Source organism: Ruegeria sp. AF8 (genome assembly GCF_056541825.1).
In genome coordinates this window covers 73,646-86,478 of record NZ_JBQFYW010000007.1, presented here as the reverse complement: position 1 = coordinate 86,478, position 12,833 = coordinate 73,646, and the positions used below count along the sequence as shown (strand labels likewise).

Below are 12,833 nucleotides of genomic sequence, written 5' to 3'. Positions count from 1 at the left end.
GTTGTTTCAGTGACTTAACAAGATCAGTGTATCCATGCCCACCGTCTTTCGCCACATCAATGATTTCCCTGACCGGCTGCGGTTCCGTTCCTGTTTTTTGTTGTCGGAGCGGTGTTGTCAGAGCCGGGCCCGCAACGCCCTGACGGATTCCCGGATCGTCCCGCGAATTGGGCCGGAACGGGGCGGGTCGCGCAATGTGGTGCACCAATGCTCCGGAGGGTTTCGCCCCGCCGCACGCCGCCACGTCAGCGCCTGCAGAACGGACCCGGCGGGTAACGGCAGACGTTCGGGGATATCATGCCCGGCAAGCGTCGCCCAAACACCCGCCCACAGTCTCGCGACTGACCAGGGGTTGTAGCCACCGCCGCCGAGAACCAGAAGGCGGTCGGTCACTTGTCGCAGGGCGGCCACCGCGCGCCAGTGTGCGTTGTTGGAAAGGGTGAGGCGGGACAGGGGGTCTTCGCTCACCGCATCCGCGCCGCATTGCAGGACAATTGCCTGCGTTCGGAAACCATCGACGGCCGGCAGGATCAAATCGTAGAGGATCAGAAAAAACTCGTCATCGTTCAGCCCTTTCGGCACCGGCAGGTTGAAGGCCGCGCCGCCCGCTTCGTCCTGTTGGCGTCCGGTAAAGGGCCAGCGCCGCTCTTCATGAATTGAAATAAGCCGCACCTGTTCGCTCCCCCGAAAAGCATCTTCGACTCCGTCACAGTGATGGGCGTCGATGTCGACATAGGCGATGCGGTTCAGCCCTTTGGCCAGCAGGTTCCTGATTGCAAGGACCGGATCATTGAGATAGCAGAACCCGCAGGCGCGGTCGGCATATCCGTGATGCGTGCCACCTGCCGGATTGAAGACAATTCCGCCTTCCGCGATAAGTTCCGCCCCCAGCATCGATCCCCCGGCAGCGGTGGCGGGACGGCGATACATTTCCGGGAAGATCGGATTCGACAAAGTGCCCAGCGCATGACGTGCACGCACCACGTCGCTTACGAATTGGCTGCGTTCGGCGTTTTGCAGCGCCGCGATGTAGGCGGCTGTGTGAAATTGGGTCAGGGCGGCCGGTTTTGCCCTCGGGCTTGTCAAATACTGCGCTTTCGGCAACCAGCCCAGGGCGCGGCACAGATCGATGACGGTCGAAACCCTCGGGATGGCCAGCGGATGGTTCCGGCCATAGGTGGAATGGCGATAGATTTCAGAGCCTATGAACTGTGCGTCACGCACCGTCGCGGCCACTATCCACCAACTGCCCGTCCAGCGACATCAGGATCGCGACCGGTCTGAGGGCGGGCACATGGCTGAAGACGATAAGGATGCAAACGGTCAGCGGAACGCTTAGAAAAGCGCCGATCAACCCCCAGACCGTCGTCCAGAAAGTCAGGGCAAGGATGACCAGAAAGGTCGACATGTTGAGCGACCGGCCCAGCATCGCGGGATCCAGAAAATTTCCGATCAGGAATTGCAGCGTCCCGCACCCAAGCACGATGATCAGGAACGGCGTGACGGATTCGAACTGCACAAGCGACGCCAGCGCGGGAAAGATTACCGCAATGATCGAGCCGATCGACGGGATAAAGTTCAGCGCAAAGGTCAGAACAGCCCAGGTTTCGGCATATTCAAGCTTCAGGAACTTGAAGACCGTATAGCTGATCAAAGCCGTCACGGCGCTGATGAGGGTCTTGACGCCCAGGTATTTCTGCAAACTCAGTGATATCGCGTCCATCACCGAGGCCATGTCGCTGCCAAGCTTGGGGCTGCCCGCGGCCAGACGGATCTTTTTGCGAAAGGCCAGTCGCTCGGCCATCAGAAAGGCCACATACAGGCTGATCAGAAAGAACTGGTTCAGCAACGATGTCGCGCTGCCCAGGGCCGAGCGCGCCACCAGCGTCATGTCGATGTTTATCAGGTTGTCCCGCACGAAATTCGTCACGTCGTTTCCAACGAACCCGGTGACCCTGCCGACCGCCACGTCGAACTGGCTTTCGTAGGTACTCAGGTTGCGTGCGAACTGCGTGGCCTGGCTGCCAAGGACGTAGACGATGAGAAACAATCCCGCCAGCACGACGGTGATGCCGGCCAGATTGGCCAGCCAGACCGGTATGGGCACCCACGACACAACGCGGTCGCTGACCGCTATGATCAGGACGTTGACCAACAGCGCCAGCGCCAGAGGAATAAGAAATGTTGATCCGGCATAAAGCGCGAATACGATCAGCGTCAGGACGATCAGCGTGTCCCGGATGGCGGGCAGGCTGAACCGAATGGACGAATGGGTGTCATTGCGTTGGCCTGTCATGAACGTGAATTCCTTGTTGGGCTGACCTTATCGCCGCGCTTAGGCGATGTTGCCCATTCTGCACCGCGAGTGCAACGGGTGCGGCAAAGGGCGGCGCGTGTCGAAAACCCAATTGAATTGCGGGGTTCAGGCGGGCTGAAAGGCGGGCTAGGGTTCCGCCATGACCGTATTTTCGAATCTCGCATATCCATGGCCCGCGCGCGCCTTTTGGCTTGCAGGCAAACGCTTTGTCGCAAAGAACGGCTTTGTCATGAGCAGCCACGTGGCGATGTCGCTGATGATGGCGTTGTTTCCGTTTGTGCTGTTTACAGTGGCCCTCGCAGGAAGCCTGTCGCAGGACTACGTGACCGACGAACTGATCGAGTTGATGTTCGGCGCGTGGCCAAAAGAGGTGGCCGATCCGATCGAGGCGGAACTGCGCGCGGTCCTGAGCGGGGCGAGTTCGGGCGTAATGACCATTGGCGGCGTGTTGACGGTCTATTTCGCCTCGAACGGTGTGAACGCGGTTCGCATTGCGCTGACGCAGGCCTATCACGATGTGGATACCCGCGCGTTCTGGAAATCCCGTCTGCTGTGCGTGGCGCTGGTCATCGGGGGCGGCGCAGCCGTTCTTGGGGCGGCCGCTTTCGAGGTGGTGCTGCCGGCCTACACCAGGCTGGTGACCGAACGCCTGCCCGGCGAGGCCGGTGAATGGTTGGCCGTCGATCGGCTTGGATGGATATTCACCGTGGCAATGCCCGTCGGCATGGTTTTGGCCTTTCACGCACTGTTGCCGCCGCATCGCCATAGCTTGATGCAAATCCTTCCGGGCGTGGCGCTGACATTGCTGCTCTGGGCGGCAGGGGGATGGGGATTTTCGATCTATGTCGGACAGTTCGCGACCTACAGCGCGACATATGCGGGGTTGGCGGGGGCCATGGCGGCCTTGATTTTCCTCTATCTCTGCGCGGCTATTCTGATCCTTGGCGCCGAATTCAATGGTGCTCTGATGGATCTGCGCGCAACAACGTCCGGAAAAAAATCCACCTGATCGATCTAGCAGGTTTGAGGTGCCATGATTTGGACACAATGGTGCCCTCAAAAAGCCACTAGCATTTTTTTAGAATTGTGTTCGGGCTGAGATTGGCCCGAGCGTTAGTAGGTGAACCATGTACGAGAATGCATCCCTGGGTCGGCATGCCCAACTTTTCTCTCTTCTCAGATACAATGACCTGGCGGAAAGACCGCAAACGCGGCTGGCCGAGGAAATGGTCAGGAAGGTCGATCAATTCCGTGCGCAAAAGGCGGAAAAATCGGCGTCTGCGCAGCAGGACGACGAGCGCCCGTTGCGGGCTGTCTGAACACTATCCGCGAAAACCGGTCGCGACGACAAACTTCTCGGAACTGTCCGAGCGGGACGAGGGCGGTTTGACATTGACCACCTTCTCGAACTTCTGCTTGAGCAGTTTTTGCAGGTCACCCTCTGCACCTCCCGCCAGCACCTTGGCGACAAAGGTGCCGCCGTCCTCCAGCACATCGAACGCGAAATAGGCAGCGGTTTCGCACAGGGCGATAATCCGCAAGTGGTCGGTCTGCTTGTGACCCGAAGAGGCCGCGGCCATGTCGGACATGACCACATCGGCCTTGCCGCCCAGCCACTCCTTTACCTTTTCATCCGCGTCATCGGACGTGAAATCCAGCTGATGGATTTCGGCGCCTGCAATCGGCTCGACCTCTTGCAGGTCGATGCCCAGAACTGTGCCGGTCCGCTTGCCCGATTTTTCACCCAGCGCGTTGACACGTTTCACCGCCACCTGACACCAACCGCCCGGCGCGCAGCCCAGATCGACCACGCGTGCGCCCGGCACAAGAAAGCGGAACTTGTCGTCCAACTCCAGGATCTTGAACGCGGCTCGCCCGCGATAGCCTTCGGCCTGGGCGCGTTTAACATAGGGGTCGTTCAGCTGCCGCTCGAGCCAACGGGTCGAGCTGAGCTTGCGACCGCGCGCAGTCTTGACCTTGACCTTCAGGTCGCGCTGCCCGCGGCCGGACGTGTTTTTTCCACTCGGCGTTTTCGCCATGTGAGCAATCTCCTGAAACTGTCCGGTGCATATCGGCTTGCGGGAAACGTATCAAGTGAGAGGCGGGGTAAATCGCCGGAGGCCCGGTTTCCGCGCCACCTGCCTGTCCTTTAGAACGGCCCGTCCTCCAGTACACCATCCGCGCTCATCTGCGCATAAAGCAGGCCTTCGCGCAGCCCCCGGTCCGCCACCGAAAGCCGGTCGGTGGGCCAGCAGCGCAACAGCGCCTGCAAAATGGCCGAACCGGACATGATCAACGCCTGCCTGTCCTCGCCGATACGCGGGTCGCGGCGACGGCCTTCGGGGCCGAGGTTCAGATAGCCGCGAATGACTCTGTCGATCTGATCCGAACTCATTCGCAAGCCGTCCACCTTGGTGCGGTCATAGCGCTTGAGGCCGAGATGCGAGGCGGCGACCGTAGTGACGGTGCCGCTTGTGCCGACGATCTGAAACCCTTCGCGCGCCTGTTCGTCCTTGTAAGGTGCGAAATCGGCCAGGTTTTCCTCGAAAAACCAGCTCATCAGGGCAAAACGCGCGGAATCGTCCTCGACGTCGTGGAACTGGTCGCGGAGTGTGGCAACGCCAAGTGGCACGCTGATCCAGTCCACAACCTTGGCGGCGGGAAAAGGGCTTTCGGGCGGATGAAACCCGGCATGCAAGCGCATGATCGCGGCGGGGCGGTCCCGGCGTGGAACGGACGAGATGTCAATCCAGACCAGTTCCGTCGACCCGCCTCCGATGTCGACCACCAAAAGCTGTTCGGTCTTGGTCGATACCAGCGGGGCACAGGAAATCACCGCGAGACGGGCTTCTTCCTCGGGCTGGATGATTTCCAGTGTCAGCCCGGTTTCCCGTTTGACCTGGCGGATGAATTCCCGCGAGTTTCTGGCTCGGCGGCAGGCTTCGGTCGCGACCAGCCGCATCCGGTTGACCTTGTTGCGCTTGAGCTTCTGCTGGCAGATGCGTAGCGCCTGAATTGTACGTGACATCGACGACCGTGACAGCCGTCCGGTTCTCTCCAGTCCCGCGCCCAATTGCACGGATTTAGAGAAGCTGTCCACCACATGAAAACCGCTGCCCTTGGGTTGGGCAATCAGCATCCGGCAGCTATTTGTACCCAGATCCAGCGCGGCATATAGCGCAACCGGATCGGGCCGTTCTGGCGCGGGGCTTTCGACCGCTTTCGGGAACGCGCCCGCACCTTTGGGACGCTTGGGCGCCATGACTACACGCCCTCCGATTTCGAGTTACCCCGACCATATGGCGGGCCTCGGCGTGGTGCAAGCGGCTCATGAAGGTGTTTAGAATTTTGATGAAAAGCAGCGGTGGAAAAAGAACATGTCTGTGCCGTATCCTTGCGTATGCGAAAAGGTCGCTCCAATTGCTGTAGATGTCGAAATCGGACCGACCTGTGTGCGGATAGAAGTTTAGAACCGCCTCACCAGATCAAGAGGAATCAATCGGCATGCCCGAAGTCACCATAGTTTACTGGCGCGATATCCCGGCCCAAGTCATCGTTGGCAAGGGGCGGCGCGGCGCCAAAAAGCAACTGGCCGAACGCTTCGAACAGGCCATTGACCGTGCCGCGATGAAAGTTGGCGCGCAGGACACGGATGCTTATCTTGCGGAATGGCGCAAGGCCGCACCGGTAGAGGTCGAAGGCGACCCGGCCGAGATCGCCGAGGCCGAGGCCAGCCGCCTGGAAACTGAGTACGATCAGGACCGCATCAAGACCCTGATTGCAAATGACGGTTGGGCATAAGCCCGATAGCTTAAATGGGAGGCCGCAATGGCTTTGCTGAACTTCAAGAAACGTGACGCGGCCGAAAAGGCCCCGGTGAACCCGACCGTCGAAGCCTTTCTGCAGGGCTATTCGATCGAGGTGATGCCCCGCACCGCCGAAAAAGTCGAAGATTTCCGCGCGCTGCTGCCCGAGGGCACCCGCGTCTATATCGCTCATATCGAAGGCACCCCGATCGAGGACATGGTCAAGACCGCCAAGCGGATCGCGGCCGAAGGTTACCCTGTCATGCCGCACTTCCCGGCGCGCATCATCAAGGATGCCGCGACGCTGGAGAACTGGATCTCGATGTATCAGGGCGAAGCGGGCGTTGATCAGGCGCTGATGCTGGCCGGTGGCGTTGACAAGCCGCACGGCGATTTCGACAGTTCAATGCAACTGCTGGAAACCGGCCTGTTCGACAAGGCGGGCTTCAAACGCCTGCACGTTGCCGGTCACCCCGAAGGCAACAAGGATATCGACCCTGACGGTTCGACCAAGAATGTTGATGACGCGCTGCGCTGGAAACAGAGGTTCAGCGAAACCACCGATGCAGAAATGGCGCTGGCGACCCAGTTTGCGTTTGACGCCAAGCCGATCATCGCATGGGCCAACGGCCTGAAAGAGGCGGGTATCGATCTGCCGATCCATATCGGTATCGCAGGTCCGGCAAAGCTGCAGACCCTGATCAAGTTCGCCATCGCTTGCGGTGTCGGCCCGTCGCTGAAGGTTCTGCAAAAGCGGGCGATGGATGTCTCCAAGCTGTTGCTGCCCTATGAGCCGAACGACGTGATCACCGAACTGGCCGAACACAAGGCTGCGAACCCGGATTTCAACATCACCAACGTACACTTCTTCCCACTTGGCGGCATCAAGTCCAACGCCAACTGGGCAATCAGCAACGGCGGCGCTTCGGCAAAGCCCGTAAACTCCTAAGGATCGGACATGACACGTACAGTCGTAGAATCAAAAACAAAAACCGCCGTCCTGGGCTTTGACGAGCCGTTCTGCGTGATCGGTGAGCGGATCAACCCGACCGGCCGCAAGAAATTGGCCGCCGAACTTGAGGCGGGCGATTTCTCGACCGTCGAAAAAGACGCGCTGGCACAGGTTGCGGCGGGCGCTACCGTTCTGGATATCAACGCGGGCGTTGTGTACAACTCGAACCCCAACCCAAACGAGACCGAGCCGCCGCTGATGACCAAGATCGTCGAACTGGTGCAGGGTCTGGTCGATGTGCCGCTTTGCATCGACTCGTCGGTTCCCGGCGCGCTGGAGGCCGGTCTGGCCGCCGCCGAAGGCCGCCCGCTGCTGAACTCCGTCACCGGCGAGGAAGAGCGTCTGGAACTGGTTTTGCCGTTGGTCAAGAAATACAATGTCCCGGTTGTTGCGATCTCGAACGACGATACCGGCATTTCCGAAGATCCCGACGTGCGTTTCGACGTGGCCAAGAAAATCGTCGAGCGTGCCGCCGATTTCGGCATTCCTGCGCATGACATCGTCGTTGACCCGCTGGTGATGCCCATCGGCGCTATGGCAACCGCCGGTCAGCAGGTGTTCGCTCTGGTCCGCCGCCTGCGCGAGGAACTGGGCGTGAACACCACCTGCGGCGCCTCGAACATCTCGTTCGGCCTCCCGAACCGTCACGGCATCAACAACGCCTTCCTGCCGATGGCAATGGGCGCTGGCATGACTTCGGCGATCATGAACCCGGTGGCTCTGCCGGTGACGCAGAAGAAAATTGCCGAAAAGAAAGAGGCGGTCGCCGCAGCGGGCATCATCCTGCCCGAGGGCATGGATGACGAAACCTTCGTTCAGATGTTCGGTCTGGGCTCGACCCTGCCGCGCGCCGGCCAGGAGATGGAGGCCATTCGCGCCGCCAACCTGCTGACCAACAACGACGCCCATGGTTCCGAGTGGATCAGGTTCAACAAAACGCCCGACGCCGCTGGTGCCGAAGGCGAAGGCCGCGGTCGGCGTGGCGGTGGCGGACGTCGCCGCCGGGCCTGATCGCCCACAACGGATCTGCATGAGGCCGGGCATTTGCCCGGCCTTTTTTTGCATTGACGGGGCAGGCGGGGGCCGAAATCCAATCTGAAGGACAGATATCCCGTATCTCCTCTTGACCTTCCAGTTGCTGGAACCCTTATCTGTACCACCAGCAATATGATTGGTGGATCGAAAATGAGTCGAAACGCGCGCCTCATGATCAAGGGAATGAATTGTGCCTCGTGTGTCGGGCGTGTCGAAAAGGCGTTGGCCAAGTTGCCCGGCGTTGTTTCGGCGTCGGTCAATCTGGCAAACGCATCAGCACAGGTGACTTACGAAGACCCTGCATCCCTCGACGATCTGGTGAACTTGCTGAAAGACACGGGTTATCCGGCGATTACTGATGAAATCACTCTGGATATCAGCGGCATGTCCTGCGCGTCCTGCGTCGGGCGGGTCGAACGCGCCTTGCGGGCTGGCGACGGCGTTCTGGACGCTCGGGTCAATCTGGCGGCGGAAACCGCAACCGTTCGCTATGTTGCCGGTGCCACGGAGCCATTGGTCATTGCCGAACTTGCCGGCGCTGCGGGTTATCCCGCGACGCTTCGCTCAGGCGCGTCTGCCGGAGTTGACACGCAAAAGCACTATGAAATTCGTACCCTGGCGCGTCGCACCGCATTAGCAGCAATTCTGGCATTGCCGGTTTTCCTGCTGGAGATGGGCAGCCATGCCATCCCCGGTCTGCACCATATGATCGCCAACACGATTGGGCTGCAAAACAGTTATTATCTGCAATTTCTGCTGACATCCGCCGTATTGCTCGGACCCGGTTTCCGGTTCTATACCAGAGGGTTTCCGGCGCTTTTCAGGGGTGCCCCGGACATGAACTCGCTTGTCGCGCTCGGCACTTCGGCGGCTTACGGGTTTTCGGTCGTGGCGACATTTGCTCCGGGTATTCTTCCCAGTGGGACGGCGAATGTCTATTTTGAATCGGCGGCGGTGATTGTCGTACTGATCCTGCTGGGCCGTTTCCTGGAAGCGCGTGCCAAGGGGCGGACCGGCGACGCGATACGAAAGCTGGTGGGCCTGCAACCCAGAACGGCATTGGTCGAAATCGATGGCGAAGGGGTTGAACGCGCCATCGAAGAAATCGCCGTCGGAGATGTGATCCGGGTCCGCCCCGGCGAGAAAATCGCGGTGGACGGCCATGTTCTGACCGGTTCGTCCTATGTCGATGAAAGCATGATCACCGGAGAGCCTGTTCCGGTGGAGAAATCAAAGGGCGAAATGGTCGTCGGCGGAACGGTGAACGGCAACGGTGCTCTGACATTCCGGGCCGAAAAAGTCGGTGCCGACACGATGCTCGCCCAGATCATCAATCTTGTCGAACAGGCGCAGGGCGCAAAACTTCCGATACAAGGTGCGGTGGACAGGATAACGGCCTGGTTCGTGCCCGCAGTGATGGCCGCGGCGGCGCTGACCGTGGCGGCTTGGCTGATTGTCGGGCCGGACCCCGCGTTAAGCCTGGCCTTGGTTGCCGGTGTCGCGGTTCTGATCATTGCCTGCCCCTGCGCGATGGGGCTGGCGACACCGACCTCGATCATGGTGGGAACCGGACGGGCGGCAGAGATGGGCGTTCTGTTCCGCAGAGGAGACGCCCTGCAGGTTCTCAGAGACGCCGAAATTGTCGCCTTCGACAAGACCGGAACCTTGACCGAAGGCCGCCCCGAACTGACCGACCTGATTGTCGCCCAAGGGTTTTCCAAAGGCGAGCTGCTGGGTCTTGTCGCCGCTGTCGAATCCAGATCCGAACATCCGATCGCCGAGGCCATCGTACGGGCTGCCAAAACGCAAGGCATTGCCATGCCGGTCGTTGACAGGTTCGAGGCACTGCCCGGTTTTGGCGTTCGCGCCCGGGTCGCTGGGCTCGACGTCATGGTCGGGGCAGACCGCCTTTTGAACCGCGAAGGTGTCGAGATCGGTGAGTTTGCAAAAACGCGCGATGAACTAGCCGGCAAGGGAAAGACCCCGCTCTACACCGCAATCGACGGGCGCGTCGCCGCCATTCTGGCGGTCGCTGATCCGATCAAGGCGACAACGCCGGATGCAATCCGTTCCCTGCATGCCATGGGGCTGAAGATCGCCATGATCACCGGCGACAATGCCGGAACGGCGCAGGCCATCGCCGCCGATCTGGGCATTGATCACGTCGTGGCCGAAGTTCTGCCGGATGGGAAAGTGGCCGCGCTGGACGGCTTGCGGGCAAAGGGCGGCAAGCTGGCATTTGTCGGCGACGGTATCAACGATGCGCCCGCGCTTGCCGCCGCCGACGTGGGAATCGCCATCGGAACCGGAACCGATGTGGCAATCGAAGCCGCCGATGTCGTGTTGATTTCAGGGGACCTGAGTGGTGTGGTCAACGCCTTTGGCATCAGCCGGAAAACCATGCGCAACATCCACCAAAACCTGTTCTGGGCGTTCGGATACAATGTTGTTCTGATCCCCGTGGCCGCGGGCCTTCTCTATCCGTTTGGCGGGCCGCTTTTGTCGCCTGTTCTGGCTGCGGGCGCGATGGCACTGTCCAGCATCTTTGTGCTGTCCAACGCACTGCGGCTCAGATGGGTTCGTCCCGTGACAGTTGGGAAAATTCCCGCAAGCGCGCAGGATCAAAAGGCCTTTCAGGCCGCGCCTGCGCACTAGATTGGAGAGATCATGAATATCGGTGATGTTGCAACCCGTTCGGGATTACCCGCTAAAACAATCCGTTATTATGAGGACATCGGGCTGATTTCACCCAAACGGGGGCCGAACGGCTATCGCCACTTTTGCAAGACCGACCTTCACAAACTGGCGTTCATCGGCCGTGCCCGATCCCTTGGGTTCACGATCGAGAACTGCCGCCACCTGCTGGAGCTTTACGAGGACAAGGACCGCGCCAGTGCCGATGTGAAGCGGATAGCAAAGCGCAATCTGAAAGAGATTGCCGAGAAAATCGCGGATCTGCGAGCGATGGAAGCAACCCTGTCGCATCTGATCGATGAATGCGCCGGGGACGATCGCCCGGATTGCCCGATCCTCGAAGATCTGGGGCGCCGCCCGTTCGGGGTGTCCGAATGACCACTTGAGAAAAATCATGGCACGACACCGAACCACCGGGTGACATGCCAGCAAGTACCCGGACAGCCGGAAACCGAAACGATTTGAAAGGAACGAACATGCCAATATTGAATCGCCGCGCTTTTGTCGCTGGACTTAGCGTTTTGCCTGTTGTTTTGGCAGGCCAGGGACATGCTCTTGCCCCTACAACCGCACATGTTCTGAAGGATCCCGATTGCGGCTGTTGTGGGGCATGGATCGATATCCTGCGGAAGGAGGGGTTTTCGGTCCGCGTCGAAAACGCAACATGGGAAAACCTCAACGCCTTCAAAACCGAAAAAGGCATCCCGGACCGCATGAAGTCGTGCCACACCGCAATGGTCGATGGCTTTGTGATCGAAGGCCATGTTCCTCCGGCGGATATCCGACGGCTACTTTCGGAGCGCCCCGACGCGATCGGCCTGTCTGTTCCGGGAATGCCGTTCGGATCACCCGGCATGGGGCCCGAAAGCGAGCGCGAAGCATATGACGTCTACCTGATCCGCCGGGACGGGCGTACGGAAATCTATTCGAGCTACGCAGCGGCCTGAGCCAGTCAACAAAACCCGACAACCGGGCAGGGGGCCTCATCGCGGCCCCTTTCGGTGCAAACACCCATTTTCGGAATATCTGCATACAAGCATCTCGAATAGACGAGGGAATTGTGGCGGACAGACAGGGATTCGAACCCTGGGTGGGCTTGCACCCACAACGATTTTCGAGACTGTTTTTGGGATCAAACAGAAGTCCTCAGATTAATAAAACAAGGACTTTGTGCCGTAAAATGGGCAGGCACGGCACAGAAAGCGGGTAGGGGTGCCTGGACCTGTCGCGGGATTGTGCCGCTCCTTTGACCACGTATCGTGTCGCAAAGGGGAACACAGATGGCATCACGACCGACGGAGGAATTCCGCGCCAAAGCAGTGCGCGTAGCGTTGACCAGCGGGCTGCCGCGAAAACAGGTCATGCGCTCAAGCAGTTCCGCCGCAACTACTCCGATCCGACCGGGGCCCAACCGGCAAAGGCACGGCGCGCTATCGCGCCTTGAAGGAAGTCTGTCAGGCCTGCCCATCCAAAGCCAAGTGCTGCCCCAACGCCGATGCATGCAGGATCACCCGTGACGAACACGAAGACGCCCGCCAGATCGCGCGCGACATCGCCAAGACCCGCCAATACGACATCTCGATGAAGCTGAGGAAGAAGCTCGAGATGCTGCTTGCCCATCTCAAGCGCATTTTTGGGCTGGGACGGCTCCGATTACGCGGTCCATGTGGCGCAAACGACGAACTCCTCCTCGCTGCCACCGCCCAGAACCTCTGTAAATTGGCCAAGATCTTTCCCGCATCGCAGCAAACGCGCAAAGCCTGATCGGAAAAGCGCTCGCGCTCTGTTCGGCGCATCACTTTCTGCGTTAGCAACACGTTGTTTTTCAACAGAATGGGCGGACAGCAGTCGTTCGCTGCGGGCGCGAGCCCGTTGGTACCAACAGTTGGAAGCCGACATTCAAGATACCTTTGAACCGGGGCTCAATCTAAGCTGCTGCATTGCGTCTGAGGGCCAACAAAACTGGTGT

Annotated in this window: 11 protein-coding genes and 1 pseudogene; 8 read left to right on the top strand and 4 right to left on the bottom strand. The window is 59.8% G+C overall.

The window, feature by feature from the left end:
- Nucleotides 1–117: 117 nt before the first annotated feature.
- Complete coding sequence (locus ACR0AO_RS13425; protein WP_480604341.1) at nt 118–1,224, bottom strand: acetoin utilization protein AcuC; 1,107 nt, start codon at nt 1,222–1,224, stop codon at nt 118–120.
- The gene (locus tag ACR0AO_RS13420) at nt 1,217–2,296 is read right to left on the bottom strand and encodes an AI-2E family transporter (RefSeq protein WP_480604339.1); all 1,080 of its coding nucleotides are present in this window, start codon (nt 2,294–2,296) and stop codon (nt 1,217–1,219) included. The genes ACR0AO_RS13425 and ACR0AO_RS13420 overlap by 8 nt, the downstream gene beginning before the upstream one ends.
- 160 nt (nt 2,297–2,456) lie before the next feature.
- On the opposite strand from ACR0AO_RS13420, the gene ACR0AO_RS13415 reads away from it, so the two are divergent.
- Nucleotides 2,457–3,326, top strand: coding sequence for a YihY/virulence factor BrkB family protein (locus ACR0AO_RS13415; protein ID WP_480604337.1), 870 nt, complete (start codon nt 2,457–2,459; stop codon nt 3,324–3,326).
- A 313-nt stretch (nt 3,327–3,639) separates the two neighbouring features.
- Here the strand turns inward: ACR0AO_RS13415 and ACR0AO_RS13410 are convergent, their stop codons facing one another.
- Nucleotides 3,640–4,356 (bottom strand): RlmE family RNA methyltransferase, encoded by a 717-nt coding sequence (locus tag ACR0AO_RS13410; protein WP_480604336.1) that lies wholly within the window; start codon nt 4,354–4,356, stop codon nt 3,640–3,642.
- 110 nt (nt 4,357–4,466) lie between these two features.
- Complete coding sequence (locus ACR0AO_RS13405; protein WP_480604334.1) at nt 4,467–5,579, bottom strand: Ppx/GppA phosphatase family protein; 1,113 nt, start codon at nt 5,577–5,579, stop codon at nt 4,467–4,469.
- A gap of 242 nt (nt 5,580–5,821) precedes the next feature.
- On the opposite strand from ACR0AO_RS13405, the gene ACR0AO_RS13400 reads away from it, so the two are divergent.
- The 7 genes and pseudogenes from ACR0AO_RS13400 to ACR0AO_RS13370 all read left to right on the top strand — a co-directional run.
- Nucleotides 5,822–6,118: a virulence factor gene (locus tag ACR0AO_RS13400; protein ID WP_480604332.1), complete on the top strand. Its 297-nt coding sequence runs from the start codon at nt 5,822–5,824 to the stop codon at nt 6,116–6,118.
- A 27-nt stretch (nt 6,119–6,145) separates the two neighbouring features.
- Nucleotides 6,146–7,072, top strand: a complete 927-nt coding sequence (locus tag ACR0AO_RS13395; protein WP_480604330.1) for a methylenetetrahydrofolate reductase — start codon at nt 6,146–6,148, stop codon at nt 7,070–7,072.
- 9 nt (nt 7,073–7,081) lie between these two features.
- Nucleotides 7,082–8,146: a methyltetrahydrofolate cobalamin methyltransferase gene (locus ACR0AO_RS13390; protein WP_480604328.1), complete on the top strand. Its 1,065-nt coding sequence runs from the start codon at nt 7,082–7,084 to the stop codon at nt 8,144–8,146.
- Between the two features lie 174 nt (nt 8,147–8,320).
- Entirely contained in the window at nt 8,321–10,825 is a 2,505-nt protein-coding gene (locus tag ACR0AO_RS13385) for a heavy metal translocating P-type ATPase (RefSeq protein ID WP_480604327.1), read from the top strand.
- 12 nt (nt 10,826–10,837) lie between these two features.
- A complete protein-coding gene (gene cueR / locus ACR0AO_RS13380) occupies nt 10,838–11,242 on the top strand; it encodes a Cu(I)-responsive transcriptional regulator (protein ID WP_480604326.1) in 405 nt (134 codons plus the stop codon).
- 98 nt (nt 11,243–11,340) lie between these two features.
- Nucleotides 11,341–11,811 carry a DUF411 domain-containing protein gene (locus ACR0AO_RS13375; protein ID WP_480604323.1) on the top strand — a complete coding sequence of 157 codons (471 nt, stop codon included), beginning with the start codon at nt 11,341–11,343 and terminating at the stop codon, nt 11,809–11,811.
- Between the two features lie 410 nt (nt 11,812–12,221).
- A pseudogene (locus ACR0AO_RS13370) lies at nt 12,222–12,628 on the top strand (transposase); the annotation flags it as partial.
- Nucleotides 12,629–12,833 lie beyond the last annotated feature (205 nt).